The 17,795-nt window shown below is 51.2% G+C and carries 16 protein-coding genes; 7 read left to right on the top strand and 9 right to left on the bottom strand.

The window, feature by feature from the left end; all coding sequences use genetic code 11:
- Positions 1-23: 23 nt before the first annotated feature.
- Both ACFOE0_RS02070 and ACFOE0_RS02065 read right to left on the bottom strand, forming a co-directional pair.
- Positions 24-1,628 (bottom strand): GMC family oxidoreductase, encoded by a 1,605-nt coding sequence (locus tag ACFOE0_RS02070; protein WP_248937294.1) that lies wholly within the window; start codon positions 1,626-1,628, stop codon positions 24-26.
- Between the two features lie 14 nt (positions 1,629-1,642).
- Entirely contained in the window at positions 1,643-2,137 is a 495-nt protein-coding gene (locus ACFOE0_RS02065) for a TAT leader-containing periplasmic protein (protein ID WP_248937293.1), read from the bottom strand.
- 154 nt (positions 2,138-2,291) lie between these two features.
- On the opposite strand from ACFOE0_RS02065, the gene ACFOE0_RS02060 reads away from it, so the two are divergent.
- The 3 genes from ACFOE0_RS02060 to ACFOE0_RS02050 all read left to right on the top strand — a co-directional run bounded on the left by ACFOE0_RS02060 (position 2,292) and on the right by ACFOE0_RS02050 (position 4,457).
- Positions 2,292-3,263 (top strand): hydrolase, encoded by a 972-nt coding sequence (locus ACFOE0_RS02060; protein WP_248937292.1) that lies wholly within the window; start codon positions 2,292-2,294, stop codon positions 3,261-3,263.
- Positions 3,263-3,508, top strand: coding sequence for a YheU family protein (locus ACFOE0_RS02055; RefSeq protein WP_248937291.1), 246 nt, complete (start codon positions 3,263-3,265; stop codon positions 3,506-3,508). Before ACFOE0_RS02060 ends, ACFOE0_RS02055 begins: the two co-directional genes overlap by 1 nt.
- Before the next feature lie 61 nt (positions 3,509-3,569).
- Entirely contained in the window at positions 3,570-4,457 is an 888-nt protein-coding gene (locus ACFOE0_RS02050) for a phosphoribulokinase (RefSeq protein ID WP_248937290.1), read from the top strand.
- A gap of 240 nt (positions 4,458-4,697) precedes the next feature.
- On the opposite strand, the gene ACFOE0_RS02045 is transcribed toward ACFOE0_RS02050, so the two are convergent.
- The gene (locus ACFOE0_RS02045) at positions 4,698-5,471 is read right to left on the bottom strand and encodes a tetratricopeptide repeat protein (RefSeq protein WP_248937289.1); all 774 of its coding nucleotides are present in this window, start codon (positions 5,469-5,471) and stop codon (positions 4,698-4,700) included.
- A gap of 378 nt (positions 5,472-5,849) precedes the next feature.
- On the opposite strand from ACFOE0_RS02045, the gene crp reads away from it, so the two are divergent.
- From crp to ACFOE0_RS02025, 4 genes are all read left to right on the top strand, one after another.
- The gene (gene crp / locus ACFOE0_RS02040; protein ID WP_115137106.1) at positions 5,850-6,485 is read left to right on the top strand and encodes a cAMP-activated global transcriptional regulator CRP; all 636 of its coding nucleotides are present in this window, start codon (positions 5,850-5,852) and stop codon (positions 6,483-6,485) included.
- A 106-nt stretch (positions 6,486-6,591) separates the two neighbouring features.
- Positions 6,592-6,939, top strand: coding sequence for a PepSY domain-containing protein (locus tag ACFOE0_RS02035; protein ID WP_248937288.1), 348 nt, complete (start codon positions 6,592-6,594; stop codon positions 6,937-6,939).
- Positions 6,920-7,594, top strand: coding sequence for a response regulator transcription factor (locus tag ACFOE0_RS02030; protein ID WP_248937287.1), 675 nt, complete (start codon positions 6,920-6,922; stop codon positions 7,592-7,594). The genes ACFOE0_RS02035 and ACFOE0_RS02030 overlap by 20 nt, the downstream gene beginning before the upstream one ends.
- Positions 7,591-8,922 carry an ATP-binding protein gene (locus ACFOE0_RS02025; RefSeq protein WP_248937286.1) on the top strand — a complete coding sequence of 444 codons (1,332 nt, stop codon included), beginning with the start codon at positions 7,591-7,593 and terminating at the stop codon, positions 8,920-8,922. Before ACFOE0_RS02030 ends, ACFOE0_RS02025 begins: the two co-directional genes overlap by 4 nt.
- 47 nt (positions 8,923-8,969) lie before the next feature.
- Here the strand turns inward: ACFOE0_RS02025 and ACFOE0_RS02020 are convergent, their stop codons facing one another.
- The 6 genes from ACFOE0_RS02020 to ACFOE0_RS01995 all read right to left on the bottom strand — a co-directional run bounded on the left by ACFOE0_RS02020 (position 8,970) and on the right by ACFOE0_RS01995 (position 17,734).
- Positions 8,970-9,785, bottom strand: a complete 816-nt coding sequence (locus ACFOE0_RS02020) for a DUF1338 domain-containing protein (protein WP_248937285.1) — start codon at positions 9,783-9,785, stop codon at positions 8,970-8,972.
- A 102-nt stretch (positions 9,786-9,887) separates the two neighbouring features.
- On the bottom strand, positions 9,888-11,348 hold the full coding sequence (astD, locus tag ACFOE0_RS02015; RefSeq protein ID WP_248937284.1) for a succinylglutamate-semialdehyde dehydrogenase: 1,461 nt from the start codon (positions 11,346-11,348) through the stop codon (positions 9,888-9,890).
- Positions 11,349-11,358: 10 nt separating this feature from the next.
- Positions 11,359-12,378 (bottom strand): arginine N-succinyltransferase, encoded by a 1,020-nt coding sequence (gene astA, locus ACFOE0_RS02010; protein WP_248937283.1) that lies wholly within the window; start codon positions 12,376-12,378, stop codon positions 11,359-11,361.
- A gap of 48 nt (positions 12,379-12,426) precedes the next feature.
- The gene (locus ACFOE0_RS02005) at positions 12,427-13,644 is read right to left on the bottom strand and encodes an aspartate aminotransferase family protein (protein WP_248937282.1); all 1,218 of its coding nucleotides are present in this window, start codon (positions 13,642-13,644) and stop codon (positions 12,427-12,429) included.
- Positions 13,645-13,997: 353 nt separating this feature from the next.
- The gene (locus ACFOE0_RS02000; RefSeq protein ID WP_248937281.1) at positions 13,998-15,140 is read right to left on the bottom strand and encodes an HDOD domain-containing protein; all 1,143 of its coding nucleotides are present in this window, start codon (positions 15,138-15,140) and stop codon (positions 13,998-14,000) included.
- 119 nt (positions 15,141-15,259) lie between these two features.
- Complete coding sequence (locus ACFOE0_RS01995) at positions 15,260-17,734, bottom strand: prolyl oligopeptidase family serine peptidase (RefSeq protein WP_248937280.1); 2,475 nt, start codon at positions 17,732-17,734, stop codon at positions 15,260-15,262.
- Positions 17,735-17,795: the final 61 nt, after the last annotated feature.

Here is a 17,795-nt window from a genome sequence, read left to right as displayed (position 1 = left end):
CAGCTTCAAACTCCCTCGCCCGCTCAAGCGGGCGATTTTGTTTTCAGCAGTTCACCGGCCAGCCGGGTAGCATTGCGGGCAGTCATACCATAGATGGTCAATTGCGGATTGGCTCCCAGACTGGATGGGAACACAGAACCATCCATCACAGATAAATTCTCCAGATAATGGCTGCGACCATGACTGTCGACCATGGCCAATTGTCTATCTTCACCCAAAGGGCAGCCGCCCATCACATGCGCCGAAGCGACAACTGTTTTCAGCGGTGCCAGAGACATATCAGCAATCGCTTGCCGGGTCTGCTTCCAGCTGCCCATCATCGCCATTCCCTCGGAAATGGGCAGGACTTTTTGAGCACCTGCGGCAAACTGCAACTCAGCCATGGACGCAAACGCATCCCTTGCGGCTTCCCAGAAAGTATCGGTCAATGGATAATCCAGCGAAAAGCTGCCGTCAGCCTTTACCGACAACCTGCCCCCTTCCAATTCGGGGTGGAATCCATCTCTGACCAGGGCAATAGTCACCTGCAGTTGATTGAATTGCTCCATCAACTCAGCGTGAGAGCGACCATAGCCTATGGTCTTGGATGCCAGCAGTACGGGATGCAGAGGAGGAACCTCCAACTTGTATCCCGGCTTACCGGCCACGCCGTCCCGCCAGACGAACTCATCGGAATAGATGGATTGAGGTGCGCCGCTGTGGGCACTGATAGTTTCGTCGAACAAGGCTCCACTAAGCAGGGTTGGATGTAAGAAGGTCCTTTTGCCCAGCAGTTCGTAGGGATCGGTCACTCCTGAGCGCATCATCAGTGTCGGAGTATGAATCGCACCACCGGCGAGAACATAGTGACGCCCCTTCAGCATCACACTGGCTCCGGTTGGCTTAAGCTGCTCATTGAGCGCCTGAGCCCTTATACCGAACACCTTATCCTTATGGTGCTCTATCTGAATCGCCTTTACCCGGCTGAGCAGAGTGCCCCCCCTGGCCATCATGGCAGGTAAGGTGGTCACCAACATGGATTGTTTAGCGTTAACCGGGCACCCCATACCGCAATATCCGGTATTCCAGCAGGCAGCCACGTTGCGCTTGATAACAGTGTATTCCCAGCCAAGCTGCTCGCAGCCCTGTTTTAACTTGTCGTTATTGGCATTGGGCGGCAGGGCCCACTCGCGGATGGAGAGTTTGTTCTCCATCGCCTCAAACCAGGGATCCAACTCCTTTCGGGACAAACCACTGACAGACTTCTCTGCAGCCCAGAAATCCAGTGTGGGTTCGGGAGTCCGAATAGAGGTGGTCCAGTTAATCGTCGTCGACCCGCCAACCGCGCGCCCCTGAAATATACCTATGGCCTTGTCGCTGGTTTTCATCGACGCGGCCTGTTGGTAAAGATTGGGATAGGCAGTGCGCTCTTCCATGTCAAAATCACTGGAGGACTTCAACGGCCCGGCCTCAACCACAATCACCTTGAGTCCGGCCTCAGACAGAATATCCGCAGCAGTCCCGCCACCGGCACCACTGCCAATGATCACCACATCGGCCTCCAGCTGAACATCCTCAGTCATAGTGCTGCCATCCAGATGGTGCCAACCTGCAGCCAGACCTTCAGCAATGGGATCTTTTATCGGCATCTGTGTTCCTTCACTTATATTTTGGGTTTGGAGTAATGCAGAGTGCCCCAGTGTTCCGGGCAGGAGTAGTAGCTGGCCATAATCAGCTCTCGAAGACCGTAATAAGCCTGTTGCTGCATCTCAAGGAAACCATCACGCCAGCTTTCCAGCATCACCACCAACTGCTCAGGCGAGCGCAACAGCAGCGGCGTCATACTGCCTGTCAGCACCAGCACACCGAGGCGATTTTCCAAACCATCGAGCAGAAGTTCAAGTTCATCACGTTGCGACTGGGGCAACACTGTCAGCGTTTGGCTTATTGCATCCAGTGTGCGGTTTATTGCAGCCTCTCTGGGACTGGACATCCTGGGCAGGGCGCCATCCAGCAAAACAGGCACTAACACGGCAAAAAGGGCTCTGTGGCTGTCCTCCGCCTCAACAGGCTCCAACTCGGGCCGGTACAGACTGACACCGAGAGCCAGGGCTGCCGTCGTGGCAAATGCTCCGGTGATAAAATGTCTTCTTTTCATCGCCTCATCCTTTGGCTATAAAGAGTTAATTAAACATACGTTTTAAATTCCGGCAAGCGCGCAATAAACAAGCAGAGGGGATCCGACCACACAAGCAGACAATCAGGTATAGTGTTGGCACTCAGAATAAATAAAGAAAACAATCGCCATCCCTATGACTCCAGACAAGTTCTCTCCTCCCTGGTGGGCACGCAGCCCACATATTCAAACTATCCTGCCGGTACTGACCAAGGAGCAATCCCCCAAGGTCACCCGCGAAAGGCTGGAGCTGGCAGATGGGGACTTCATAGACCTGGACTGGTGTGGACAGGCCAGTAATGGAGAGCCTGTGCTGGTGTTGATACACGGATTGGAAGGCAGTTCAGAGTCCCACTATGCCAGACGGATGCTTAACCAGTGCCATCTTAGGGGACTGACCGCCGTGGTCCACCACCACAGAAGTTGCTCAGGCCTGCCCAATCGTTTAGCCCGCAGCTATCACAGTGGCGACACTCAGGACTTAGGCCATACACTGGCGCAGATCCGTGCGCGACTGCCTGACTCCCCTGTCTGGGCCTGTGGCTACAGCCTGGGAGGCAATGTCGTGACCAAATATCTGGGAGAAACAGGCAGTGACAGCCTGATCGACCGCGCCGTTGTGGTTTCCGCTCCATTACAGCTGGGCGCCTGTGCTGAGCGCCTTAAAGCCGGCTTCTCCCGGGTTTACCAGAATTACCTTATCCGCCAGCTGCAGGCGAAAACCCTCGAAAAGGTAAACCACCCACAGCTGGGCAGGCAGATGCCACTGGACGAAAGCAAAGTCAGGGAGCTAACGACCTTTCATCAATTTGATGACGCAGTCACAGCACCCTTGCATGGATTCAAGGGTGTGCAGGATTATTATCAGCGGGCCAGCGGCATGCCTTTCCTTGCAAAGATCCAGGTACCCACTCTGGTCCTCCACGCCGGTGACGATCCCTTTATGACCTCGGATGTCATCCCTCCCCCTAACGGTCTTGCACCAAATGTCGAGTATGAATTGCAACCACTTGGAGGTCATGTTGGCTTTATCAATGGTGGTCTTCCCTGGCGCCCGAGGTATTATCTGGAGCCGAGAATTCTGTACTTCCTGACCGGAGAATCCTGATGCTTATTCCCTACAACTCACTGCTGGAGTTGCCCGAGGAAACCCTGAACAACCTGATCCGCGAATACCTGTTCACTCAGGTGGAAGACGGTGGCTTTGACACGCTGTCCGGCGACTCCCTGAAACATGCTATGAGCCGCTGCAGAGATGCGCTGAAACGGGGTGAGTTGGTAGTGGAGTATGGTGAAGAGGATGAGTCGATCGCTATTCGCAACCGCGATCAGATCATCGGCACTCAAAATTGACCTTTACGGCAAGGCTGCCGTATAACAAGGCATAACTCAAAAGTAAAAGCAGGCAATTGGAATGTCAGCGAAACACCCTATTATTGCCGTAACAGGCTCTTCGGGCGCAGGAACAACCACGACTACAACGGCATTCAGCCACATCTTCAGACAGCTGGGGATCAACGCGGCGTTTGTGGAAGGCGACAGTTTTCATCACTACACCCGGGCAGAAATGGAAGTCATGATCCGTAAAGCCCAGGCTGAGAATCGTCATATCAGTTACTTTGGTCCTGAGGCCAATGATTTTGCCCGACTGGAGCAGTGCTTCAGCGACTATAGCACCACAGGTAATGGTGAGACACGTTCTTACCTGCACACCTTTGATGAAGCCGTACCCTACAACCAAATGCCGGGTACTTTCACCCAATGGAAGTCGTTGCCGGAAAGCACTGACATGCTCTATTACGAGGGCCTGCATGGCGGTGTAGTGACCGATGATGCGGATGTCGCCCAACATGTGGACCTGCTTATCGGCATGGTGCCCATAGTCAATCTGGAGTGGATCCAGAAAATTGTGCGGGACACCAAAGAGCGGGGACATACCCGGGAAAAAGTGATGGGCTCGATTGTGCGCAGCATGGATGATTACATCAACCATATGACGCCCCAGTTTTCCCGCACCCATATCAACTTCCAGCGTGTACCTACGGTTGATACCTCAAACCCATTCAGCGCCAAAGGCATTCCCAGCCTGGATGAGAGCTTTGTGGTTATCCGCTTTCGCGGCATAGAGAATGTGGACTTCCCCTACTACTTGAGCATGATAGACGGCGCCTTCATGTCTCGCATCAATACCATGGTAGTGCCCGGAGGAAAGATGCCGCTGGCAATGGAACTGATCCTGACGCCTCTGATAAGAGATCTGATGGAAAAGCGTCGCCAGTTGCTCAGCCCGGAAAATGAGTAATCCCTTAAGATTGGTTTAAGCAGACTGTTTTATGCTTCAACACGTCGGGATTTCAGGCGAAAGACTGATGGTTGACCTGCTCTTGGGGATGAATTCCCCCATCTTGATCTGTTCGTTCCCTTGAGTAAGTCAACAGTCCCGATATACCAATTCACCCTGTGGATTGGATCTGGTTTCTTCACTCACAGAAACGCAAAAATGCGCTCAAGCAGCGCATTTTTTATGTCTTGACCACTCCAATTACAGCAGTGGGATCACTTCCCGATAGGCCCGCTTTTGCAGGTAAATCTGCAGTCTTTGCTGAAATTCACTGATATCCGCCACTTCGGGACGTTGTCTCAGAGCATCTATCGCCTTTTGTTGAGTCGACACCGCAGCGGCAAAATCCCCTGTTTCAGCATAGGCTGCCGCCAGGTTATCCAGAATAGATGGGTCCTGCTCATCATGTTTCAGCAGCTCAAGCGACAGTTCAACCGCCCTGGCACCATCACGATACTCTCCCTCTGGGCAGGTAGCCAAAATCCAGGCGACATTGCCAAGTGAAACCTGGTCGCCCGCACTGTTAAAGTGTTCAACAGCCTGACCGCAATTTCGCTGAATACCATCTCCTCCAGCGCCGAAAATCAACCCAAGACGGAAATAGGCATAAGGTTGGCCGGTTTGCGCCAACTCCTGATACCAATGCACAGATTGCTCCAGATCTCTGGGGACGACTTTACCGTCATAGTAGAGGTCGGCCAGTGTCTGAATCGCTTTGACATGCTGATTACTGGCCGCTCGCTGCAACCACTCCAGGCCCACTTCAGCCTGCTGGTCCACATAACGACCGGACAGATACATCAACCCCAGCAGGTATTCGGCTTCTGCATCACCACTTTGAGCATTAAGCTCAATAAAGGCGACCTTGGTTGCCACTTTCTCTGCGTCAGGCTGAGGAACACTGAATGCCCAGGCGCCCTGACTGACTGACAACAGCGCAGTTACTGCGACTGCGAATGTCCACCGCTTTGTCATGTCATTAACCTCTGTTATTGATTTGTCATCGCTTTATTGCTCAGCCACAAGTTAGCCAGAAAACTGCGCTCAAGTCGACCTCTCCTGACATTGCGTTAAGCCCCTGTCCAGATAACTACGTCATAATGTCCAAATAAAGGTTAAGATGTGATGTAACCTACAGAGTTCAACGAATCCTGAAGAGTTAACGGTCTGCTGAGTTGACTAATATCACTAAAGTAGCAGAATACCGCGAATGTCAAAACCAAGCTTGACAAGCGCATTGCCCTTAGAAATTTGCATAGTAAGACGCCAGTCAAGGAATTAAGGGTTTAATTGACGTAAAATGCTTGTTTAGAATATTCTAACTTTCGTTTTTATCAGTAGAGGAACATAGGCATGGCTCTGATTGGTAAACCAAAACCTGATCCAACTCTGGAATGGTTTTTATCACACTGTCACATTCACAAGTATCCAGCCAAGAGCACACTGATCCATGCTGGTGAAGACTCAGACACTCTGTACTACATAGTTAAGGGTTCTGTAGCCGTTTTGATCAAGGATGAAGAAGGCAAGGAGATGATCCTGTCTTATTTGAATCAGGGTGACTTCATCGGTGAATTGGGTCTGTTTGAAGAGCAGGCTGAACGTACTGCCTGGGTTCGCGCCAAGCAGGCATGTGAAATTGCTGAAATTTCATATAAAAAGTTTAAGCAGTTGATCCAGGTAAACCCTGAGATCCTGATGAAGCTGGCTTCTCAGATGGCTTACCGTCTGCAAAGCACCAGCCAGAAAGTGGGTAACCTGGCGTTCCTGGACGTTGCCGGTCGCATCGCTCAGACTCTGCTGCACCTGGCCAAACAGCCAGATGCCATGACCCATCCAGATGGTATGCAGATTAAGATTACCCGTCAGGAAATTGGTCAGATCGTAGGTTGTTCCCGCGAAACTGTAGGCCGTATCCTGAAGATGCTGGAAGAGCAAAACCTGATCCAGGCTCACGGTAAGACTATCGTAGTTTACGGCACCCGCTGATCTCCAACCCTAAGTTAGGGTTCAGTTTGGTTTAAGCCTGAAACATTAAAGTGGCGCAGAATGAATTCTGGGCCACTTTTTCTTTTGGGTAATCAGGGGAGCTTTTATGATAAGGCTGTTTTTCATTTGCTTTTTCAGCCTGTTAGCTTTCCAGCCCTGGGTCAGGGTGGCCGCCTCATCCACAGAGCTACACCATAATCAGGCCGTCACTTTGGTCGCCTCCGGCCAGATACTTTCACTGACAGATACTCTCGCCATCGTAAGCCATTACTGCAAAGGCAAATTAATGGACGCGCACCTCTATCAGGAGGGTAATAAATGGCGGTATGATTTGGAACTCAAGGTACATAAAGGTCAACTGTTAAAGTTGAGCGTGGACGCCCGCAGTGGTAAGCCTGTACCCGGTCTCCCTCTACCCAGTGAATGTCAGCCAAATGAAACTACTGCTCGTTGAAGATAACCACCTGCTGGTGCAGGAACTGCAAAAACAACTCAAGCAGGCAGGCTATGTTACCGACGTAACAGACAAGGCCTCCGAAGCTGATTACCTGATCAGCGAAACCCAATATGATTGTGTGATCCTGGATATCGGCCTGCCCGACGGTAATGGCCTAGAGTTGTTGGGAAGCTGGCGTAATCGCGGCGTGAACACCCCGGTGATCATGCTGACTGCACGCAGCCAATGGCACGAAAAAGTGGAAGGCTTCAATGCCGGCGCCGATGACTACCTGGGCAAACCCTTTCATGCCCAAGAGCTGCTGGCCCGGGTCCAGGCCCTGATCCATCGCGCCTCCGGAAGAATGAACTCCCCCACCAAGACCCTCAGCTTTGGCGGTGTAACGCTGGACGAATCCCAGCAAACTGTCACGGTTGATGGCGTGACATCTGAATTGACCGCAATGGAGTTTCGTCTGCTGAAAATCTTCCTGCTGTCGCCCAAGAAACTACTGTCCAAATCTCAGCTCACAGACAAGCTATATCAGTTTGATGATGAGAAAGAGAGCAATGTGGTTGAAGTCTATGTGACTCACCTGCGCAAAAAGTTGGGTAAAACTGCCATCGAGACCCGTCGCGGTCAGGGATATATCTTCCACGGCCAAAACCTATGATGTCAATTCGCACCAAACTCAGCCTTTGGCTGACCGCTTTGGTGGTGCTGGGCACCATCATAGGCATGGTGCTGTTCGAATCCATGCTCAGGCAAGCCTTCCACGACTCGATTATCAATCGTCTGGAAGAGGACCTTGAGCATGTCATCATGGCTACCCACTTCCACGACGGCGAGATAAGTATTGATGAGACAGAGTTGTCGATCTTTTACAAACCCGCCTACTCCGGCCGCTATTTTCAGCTTAACCTGCCCAATGAAGTGATTCGCTCCCGCTCGCTGTGGGATCAAACCCTGGATATTGAAAACCTGGCCAAAGGGGAAACCCGGGTATGGCAGGCGAAAGGCCCCAAAAATCATGATATGCAGCTGCTGTCTGTAGGCCTGAGCTCCAACACCAGCAACCTGACTGCAACCCTGACAGTCGCTCAGGACCTGAGTATCGGCCGCAGGGTATTCAGCGAAATCTATGGCACCAAACTGGTAGTCAATCTGGGTATGCTGGCCGCCATGATAGCCGGTATATTCCTGGTGCTGCGCCAGTCTTTCCAACCCCTGATGCGAATGACCCAAACCCTGTCACAGCTCAGAGACGGCGACATAACCAAACTTGAGCTGGATGACCTTCCCCCGGAGATTGTTCCACTGGCCCGCAGCCACAATGAGCTGCTGGACTATGCAGCCAATCAAATCAAACGCAGCCGCAATAACCTGGGCAACCTCAGTCACGGTTTGAAAACCCCGCTGGCGGTGATGCAGCAACAGGTGGAAGTGCTTGGGCTAAAAGATCCTGAACTTGCCGAAGCGATGCAACAGCAGCTGGATCAGATCCGTAAGATGATTGAGCGCAAGCTGGCCGCAGCCAGAATCACTGGCAGTATGCTGCCGGCAGCGCGAATGCAACTGCCTGATGATCTGGATGGTCTTACCAACACTCTTGGCAAAGTCTATGGCTATAAGCAGCTTCACTGCCAGTTTGATCTGGACACCCAGGTCAGCCGCCTTCCCATCCACAGAGAAGATGGCATGGAACTTCTGGGCAATCTGCTGGATAACGCTTATAAGTGGGCCCAAAGCCGGGTGAGCATTTCTGTACGCCAGACAACCGATGGCGTCAAAGTCACCATTGAGGATGACGGACCTGGCGTTGAGGATGATGAGCTTAACCTGCTGACAGAGCGAGGCACCCGTCTTGACGAGTCAGTGATGGGACATGGCCTTGGCTTGTCGATAGTGAAAGAGATCTGTGAACAGTACGATATTCGCCTCAGCTTCAGCCGGGGCCAGTCTCTGAGCGGTCTGAGTATATTGTTGGAGTTTGCCCAGTAAAAAAAGCGGCCCCAGGCCGCTTTTTTATCAATGCATAACAGAGGGTATCAGGCAGACTGCTTCCCGAACACAGCATTGGTGCTCTCAAAAATTTTATCTGCTGAGGCGGCAACAAACCCGGTATACAGTTCACCATCTGGCTTGGGGTATCTCAGTGCAAATTCATAAAAGCAGCTTGGGATTTTCAGCTTGGTATCCTCAAAGGCGACTTCAATCTGATCAGCCATAGTTGAGGACTGCTCAAGCAATACCTCAGCAGAGCCTTTGATCTCACCACCAGAAGTATTCAGTACAAAGCCACCCTCTTTCAATGCCTGATTGACCTCTTGTAAGGAGTCGTAGCCGGGCAGATGATTGACTGAAACAGTGAAGTGATTAGCACGGTATCCGATGGCAGCAACCCAGGCAGCGTACTCACTCTCTGCCAATAAGGCCTGATAAGTTTCACTGTCCAACTTCCAGTGACGACCGGAATAGAGGAAATCTTTCTGAGTCAGAGCCTTTTCATCAATCTGTTCAACCAGAAATGCCACCTTGTCCTGAAGTTCAGGGCTGAACTCCTCAACCAGCAACTCAGAAATAAATACCTTGGGTTGAGTTGGGTCAGGGTGCTCATAATGCTTGGCATTCAGCTTCTTGGCTTCAAAGTTATAATCACCACAGGCTTTATAACCAAGCGCTTCAAAATGAGCCGCCAGCACCTGTAAATTAACCTTGGGCAGGTTAAAAGTACGCAGGGCAATATGGTCATTAATAATGTCCTCACCCTTACCAAGAAGTTCGTGTACCTTGGCGGCTGAAGGGGTCATCTGGATGTAATCCGTCCACAGAGCAGAAAACAGCTCATTCACATCAGTGTGCATCTGGTCTCCTTTTTAAGCCTCACTGGCTGGCAGTCCCGGCTTTAGGTCGTATTTAATATTAGTAAGAAAATATAAAAAAACGCCCGCTGAGCGGGCGTTCAATTACAGGCTCAGGCCCGGACTCAAAGCTGCTGGCAAACTCACAGAATCAGATTCCATGGATGCCACAGGATAAGCACAGTAATCGGCAGCATAGAAAGCTGACGCTCTGTGGTTACCGGATGCGCCGACACCACCAAATGGAGCGGAACCGGATGCACCTGTTATCTGCTTGTTCCAGTTGACGATACCGGCGCGGATACGTGCCAGGAAATACTCATAGTCATCGCGACTGTCGGCCAGCAGGCCGGCAGACAAGCCATATTTGGTATTGTTGGCAAGACGAATCGCTTCATCGAAGTCTGAGTAACGAACCACTTGCATCAGAGGACCGAAATACTCTTCATCGGGCAATTCCGCTACGGAGGTCACATCTATGATTCCCGGAGAAACCAAGCCAGTGCCCGCCTTGAGGTGCTTGAGTTCCACCAGCGACTTACCGCCGAGAGACAAGAGGTTATCCTGGGCGCTAACCATACCTTTAGCAGCAGCTTCGGAGATCATAGAGCCCATAAATGGCTGCTGTTCGTCGTTCCATGCGCCAACACGGATCTGTTTGGTGGCTTCCACCAAATTTGTCAGCAACAGATCTCCAGCTTCGCCTACAGGAATGTAGAGACGACGGGCGCAGGTACAACGCTGACCTGAGGAGATAAAGCCAGACTGAATAATGTCGTGAACAGCCGCCTTGGTGTCGGCAACATCCCGAACAATAAGTGGGTTATTGCCACCCATTTCCAGTGCCAGAATCTTGCCTGGATGACCGGCATACTGCTGGTGCAGCAGATGACCGGTACGGGAACTGCCGGTAAAGAACAAACCATCCAGCTGTGGATGCGAAGCCAGTGCTTTACCGGTTTCCACCTCACCCTGAACCAGATTAATAACACCGGCAGGCAGCCCTGCCTTCTCCCACAGCTTCAGAGTTTCTTCTGCAACTTTTGGGGTCAACTCAGAAGGCTTGAAAATAACAGTATTACCCGCCAGTAGTGCAGGCACTATATGACCATTTGGCAGATGTCCCGGGAAGTTGTAGGGGCCAAATACTGCCACTACGCCGTGGGGCTTGTGACGTAATACCGCCTTGCCGGCAGGAGTCTCAGACTCGGTTTCGCCGGTACGCTTGTGGAATGCACTGACGGATAAACCAATCTTACCTATCATTGCCGCCGCTTCAGTGGCGGTTTCCCAACGAGGCTTACCTGTTTCCTGAGCAATCACTTCTGCAATATGGTCTTTGTTCTCCTGCAGCAGATCGCGATATGCCTCTACCACTTTCAATCGGCCTTCAAAGCCCAACATAAACCAGTCAAATTGCGCGTCTCTGGCCGCAGTGACTGCTGCTTCTACCTGTGCAGGAGTTGCACTCTGCCCCTGCCAAATCTGTTCGCCGTTGGCAGGATTGCCGGACGCCATAGCATGGCCTTCACCGGCCAACCATTTTCCGTTGATAAACTGTGTCATCTTGCTTTTCCTAAATCGCCAAAATTCTTACTTGATCGCCGATATTCACCATCAGGGCTTCGGCTTCTTCCGTTGTCAGCATCAGGTTCCTGGCCTCATCGTCCAGAGTTCGCTGAACAATGATGGCGCGGTAGTTCTGCACCTCACCATTGGCCACAATGTAGGTATCGCCCACAGCATCCACCTCACCTGTACTGACCTCCAGGCTTCTGCTTGCCTGCACTGAGCGGATATCTGTAAGGTTGCATTCCACCGTAGGGCCGCCATCAAAAATGTCGACATAGCCTCTGTGACGGAAGCCTTCGGCATGCAGCAAACGCAATGCCGGGCGGGTATTGGCATGAACCTCACCTATCACTTCCTGAGCCTCTGAAGGCAGTAAAGGAACATAGATAGGATTGCGGGGCATCATCTCCCCCATAAAGGCTTTCTGCCCCAAGCCGGACAAATAGTCAGCGTGAATGAAATCAATGCCGAGAAAATGCTGTTGCAGCCAATTGTAGAAAGGAGAGTTACCTTCGTCATCACTGACACCACGCATCTCGGCGATAACAATTTCACCGAAACGCTCGGGATGCTCAGCCAAAAACAGGAAACGGCTGCGTGACAGAAAACGGCCATTGTTCCCCTGACGATAACCTTCTCGCAGGAACAAGGTACAAAGCTCTGCTGCACCTGTGTAGTCGTGGCACAGCGTCAGGGTTTCCACCTCGTTGCGCACATCTATCTGCTCCGAGTGGTAAACCTCTGTTCCCAGACGGTAGTGATAAAAGGCATCTTCCATGCCTACCGCGGCCTCAATGCCACAGGTACCTACAACCTCGCCGGTTTCTGAATCTTCCATCACCATGAGGTAACCTTCGTCGAAAGGTTTTTCTACCTGTTTGCTGACAGACGCTTCAGCTCTGGCGATTTTATTGCGCAGTAACTCCTCGTTGACAGGCAACGAGGTAAAGCCATGCCCCGACTCATGGGCGATTTGCAACAGCGCATTGAAATCCGAAGAGCGGATTGGACGTATAATTAGCATCTGATGTCTCCTGAACTGCGCCACGGGCAATCCGTGGCGCCTTGGATCTTAGCCTGCCACTACCTTGGCAACAGCCTGCTCAAAACGCTGCAGACCTTCGGCAATGTCCTGTTCAGGGATCACCAGAGAGGGAGTGAAACGAACTACGTTGGCCCCGGCAACCAGCGCCATCAAACCTTCGGCCACAGAGGCCACCAGGAAATCACGGCTGCGGCCCTGATATTTATCATTCAGCACAGCACCCAGCAGCAGGCCTTTACCACGGATCTCAGAGAACACCTGGTACTTGGCGTTGATGCGCTCCAGTCCTTCACGAATCATCTGCTCGCGCTGCTTAACCCCTTCCAGAGTTTCTGAGGTATTTACCACGCCCAGTACCGCATTACCCACAGCACATGCCAGTGGATTACCGCCATAGGTAGAACCATGGGTACCGACTTTCAGGTGTGTTGCGATTTCTGCAGTGGTCAGCATAGCGGCAATAGGGAAACCGCCTCCCAACGCCTTGGCGCTGGTCAGAATATCCGGAACAATGTCAGTATCCATATAAGCATACAGATGACCTGTACGGCCGATACCGGTTTGCACTTCATCGAAAATCACCAATGCATTGTGCTTGTCAGCCAGAGCGCGAACCGCCTGCAGGAACTCTTTAGACGCAGGAATAATGCCGCCTTCACCCTGCAGAGGCTCCATCATAATGGCGCAGGTCTTATCGGATACGGCAGCTTCCAGTGCAGCCACATCATTAAATGGCAGGTGAGTGATAGACTGTGGCTTAGGGCCAAAACCATCTGAATAAGCAGCCTGACCACCGACACTGACAGTGAAGAAAGTACGGCCATGGAAACCCTGATTAAAGGCGATAATCTCGTCCTTTTCTGCACCAAACTTGTCTAAAGCATAACGGCGTGCCAGCTTCAGGGCAGCTTCGTTGGCTTCGGCACCTGAGTTGGCGAAATACACTTTGTCAGCAAAAGTGCCTTCCACCAGGCGAGTCGCCAATTCAAGAGCAGGCTCATTGGTCATGACATTGGACAGATGCCACAGCTTTTGTCCCTGAGTAGTCAAAGCATCAACCAGAGCTGGGTGACAGTGACCCAGGCAATTCACAGCAATACCACCGGCGAAATCAATAAATTCACGACCTTCCTGATCCCATACCCGGCTACCATCTCCACGCACAGGAATTACTGCTGCAGGTGAATAGTTAGGCACCATCACCTCATCGAATTGGGCTCGGGTCAGATTCATTGCATTGCTCATAGTGCTTTCGTCCTTTGTTGTTATCAGGGGTAATTGCCAGTGCGATTACCACAGGTCCAGCCCGCCGCTTTGTTATTTGAATATGAACACGGCAGGGAAGTTTTTTGTTACTTGTGGGTCATTATTAGCGAAAATGTGACGAGAAAGCCAGTTTTTAACAGCTTATAGGGTGAATACTGCACTCTTCAGTGCATAAAGATTGCAGTTTAAGAATTGTTCAGGCGTTTTAGACGGGGGTTTACAGCATATTTAGTCATAAAAAATATCACTTTACCGCAAACCATTGTTTATATGCATTGATAATGAATAAATAAACAAGCATCCCCGATTAAAAATCACCTCGGAGCTGTATTTCAGACAAGATCCAACTTGCGATAGTTCTGTCCGCGCAGCAGCTCAATCTCGTCCGGTGTAAATTGATAATAGTCGATAATCAGCTCCCTTTCCTGAGGGTAGAGTTTCCTCTGCTCTTCCAGAAACAGTATCTTGGCAAAGGCATTACCTCTGGCAATCAGGGCGGCATCTTCAGAGAGATCGGCATAGCGCATGGTATAGCTCAGCTCCCTGAGCACTTCAGTAATACGACTCTCACCGAATCCAAGCAGATCCAAAAGCTGCCAGTTCAGCTCAAGCTCGTACTCCATTACCTTTTCATAGACCTGTTTGGCAGGGAACTCTGTTGCCAGAACGGCATCATATACCTCCCTTTCCTTGCTGTTCTCAGCCTCTCGCAGCCAGGATCCCCATATCTGCTCGAAAATCTCAGCACTGTTATTCAATATTGCTGACGTACCCAACTGATATTGCAAGGCACAAATATAAGCAAATGCTGCATCTTTGCCCTGAGCTGTCGCCAGGGTCTGACTGGCGATAGCCGTCACTATGTTGTAACGCCATAACTTTCGGGTAGTCCACAGCAGGTTTGGGTGTCCGCTGGGCAACCACCGCCGAACACAGAAATAGGGGATAAGGGTCTGCAGGTTTTCAATACCGATAAAGCTCAGCACCAGCTTAAGGTCAGACACTTTCACATCAGAACGGTTGGGCCGCTTGGCCCGGAAGGAGGGACTGTTAACCAGATTGGTGAGATCATGGACCAGCCAGGAAAGGTCATTGACATAAAGATATAGCTGGTTCATATCAGGCGCTGGCGACTGCAGTAATTCCAGCAACATGATCTGCTGCTCACTGATTTTGGTATGCCTGAGCACATCTGCAGGCTCTGCCAACCTGAAATCTATGCTGCGCCTGACCGCCTCAGAAAGTTGACTTGATACCGCTTCGAAAATTTGACGGCTCTGCAGCTGTTTCTCCAGTCGGTCCAACACTGCATCACGCTCTACTGCAAGCTTATTGGCATGGGCTTCAATTTCTTCATCGAGCCCGTCCAACATAGCGCCGCTTTTCTGCTTACCCACAATCAACAAGCGATAGAGCTTGGCCTCTATGTCCAACAGTTTTCCTGGCTTTACTCCGCCCGCTATAGAAACAACCACCCTGTATCCTTCCTCAAATTACGTGGCAGGCCAAAAGTCGGCCAATCATTCCCTTTCAAATAAATATGGAGCAGCCGGGACCCGGCTGCCACCATAAATGCCACCAAAACTGACTGTGGCTACTCTTTAAGTGTCTCTTCGAACAACTTGTGTATACGACGATACTCATCCAGCCAGCTCGAAGGCTGCTTAAATCCATGGGGTTCTACCGGATAGATGGCAGTTTCAAACATTGGCTTTTCCAGCTCAATCAACCTTTGTACCAGGCGTACACTGTCCTGAAAGAACACGTTGTCATCCAGTACCCCACTCATAATCAGCAAAGGCTTTTGCAAGCCCTCGGCGTGCTCAATGGGCGAGCTTCGCTCATAGGCGATGGGATCTACATCCGGCGTATTCAAAATATTTGATGTATAAGGAGCATTATAGTGTGCCCAGTCAGTTACGGGGCGTAATGCAGCGCCACTCTGAAACAACTGCGGTTGCGTGAACAGCGCCATAAATGTCAGGAAGCCACCATAAGAACCGCCATAGGTACCGGCTCGCTGCGCATCCACATTGGCATGCTTTGCCATCCAGCTCACACCATCACTCAGATCCTCAACCTCGGGTTTACCCATATTGCGGTAAACCGCGGTACGCCAATCCCGGCCATAGCCCTTGGAGCCCCGATAATCCATATCCATTACGACATAACCCTGTTGGGCCAGCAGGTTATGAAACATAAACTCGCGGAAATAACCGGAGAAACCATAATCTGCGTTCTGCAGATAACCGGCTCCGTGGTTAAAGATCACCGCAGGATATTTATCGGCATTGTCCGGATTAAATCCAGTCGGCAAATAAACCCGGGCATAAATATCCTCAGCGCCATGGCTGGAGGGGACGGCAACCACTTCCGGTGCCTGCCAGGGGTAGGACTTGAACTCATGACTCGTGTAATCAGTCAGCTTTTTCATCTCTCCGCCAATGGGCTGCAGATAAAGCTCTGACGGCTCTGTTCGCCTTGAAGCATTCAGCAGCAGCGCATCCCCCTGGGGACTCAACTCATATTCCAGGTTGCCGTCCCACTGAGTCAATTGCTCATCCTTACCTGATGCCAGCTCGACACGATAAACGTTATAGATGCCGGGGTGCTGCTTATTGGCACGGTAATAGATATATTTTGCGTCCGGACTCAGGGTGATATCGCTGACCACATAAGCTCCCTGCGTCAGAGCTTTCGCTTTACCATCCAAAGGTTTGAGATAAAGGTGTGAATAGCCGCTCTCTTCCGACAGGTAGTAAAGGGTGTCTGTATCCGGCAACCAGCCATACTGGTTGTGGGTGTAATTGACCCATGCATCATCGTGCAGCCTGTGCTGAGTGCTGAACTTACCCTTATCCAGATCTACTGTCGCGATCCAGCGGTCTTTGTTATCGAGTGCTTCCACCATCAAAGCCAGCTTGTTGTCACTGCTGTGCCATTGAACCGGACTCTGAGTCCAGCCCCAGTCCAGCATCAAAGCTATGGTGCGCGGCGACTTTTCTGAGTCGTACTGTTCACCTTGCGCGGCCGCATTCTCTGACTTAACTTGTGCCAGAACATCCTCATCGTAACCGGTTAAACCTTCGATGGTGATTGGCTTTTGAGTACCCTCCTGAATATCCAGCAGCACAAAGCTGTGACCGCTGGATTTTGCCTCCGCAACCCGGGCACGCACAGGGACCGCATCGACATAACCATCCTTACCCAGATAGTCCGGCATAATGTCGTGGTCACTGCGCCACTTATCTGACTTTTCAGACAGGGCAAGCAGGATGTAACGACCATCCGGTGACACACTCAATTCCGCAATACGCTTACCCTTACCAACATAAAACGGCTCGGCAGCCATGGTCGGGTCGACAGCCAGCAGTGCCTGCTTACGCTGCTCTTTATCTTTGGCATTATCATGTTGCAGCGCGACGTATTTGATTAACCTGTGCTGCTGTTTGGCCAGATAGGTGTCAGGTTCCTGAACTCCTTTGGGAGCATTTTGAGTCTCAATCTGCGCCAGCTGATGAGTCAGGCCAGATTCAGTATCAACCACGGACACCTTACCACCCTGCCAATATGCTATTGAGCCATCGTTTAAATAACGTAGATCTTTAATGGCGTTGTTACTGCGAGTCAGCTGACGAACCTTTCCTGACGCTAAGTCTTTAACAAACAGATTTCCCTGATAAATATAGGCTTTCTCTGTTCCCTTGTTATTCAGAACACCAACACGCTGATCAGCACTGTGAAGCTGAGCCAGCTCTAGCTTGGTTTTACTGCCATTGCCCAAGTCCAATTGATAATAGTCTTTCAATACTGAGGCACTTGGCTGGCGACTGTAATAGATGCTTTGTCCGTCATCAGCAAAGTAAGCACCCTGCGCACGAATTCCCATCCAGTCAGGGTCAGCCATAACCTGTTGCAGAGTAAGAGGTTGGTCAGCCTGTGGAGGCGCCTGCAATTGCACATTGACCGCTGCAGTTGCAGCAGGCCTGGAATCAGCGGGAGCCTGAGTCGTGCTGCAGGCTGACAGAAGTGCCAGCGACAAAGCGCTGACAGCAAGATGTTTGATCATATTCCTTCCTTTCTTATTATTTCTGCCCGATCTCTCTTCCCAATCAGGCAGTATGGTCAAT

Origin of the sequence: Shewanella submarina (assembly GCF_042646185.1) — a bacterium.
In the GTDB taxonomy this organism is placed as follows: Bacteria; Pseudomonadota; Gammaproteobacteria; order Enterobacterales; family Shewanellaceae; genus Shewanella; species Shewanella corallii.
The sequence above is the reverse complement of the archived record's forward strand: the minus strand, read 5'-3'. Positions and strand labels throughout refer to the sequence as shown.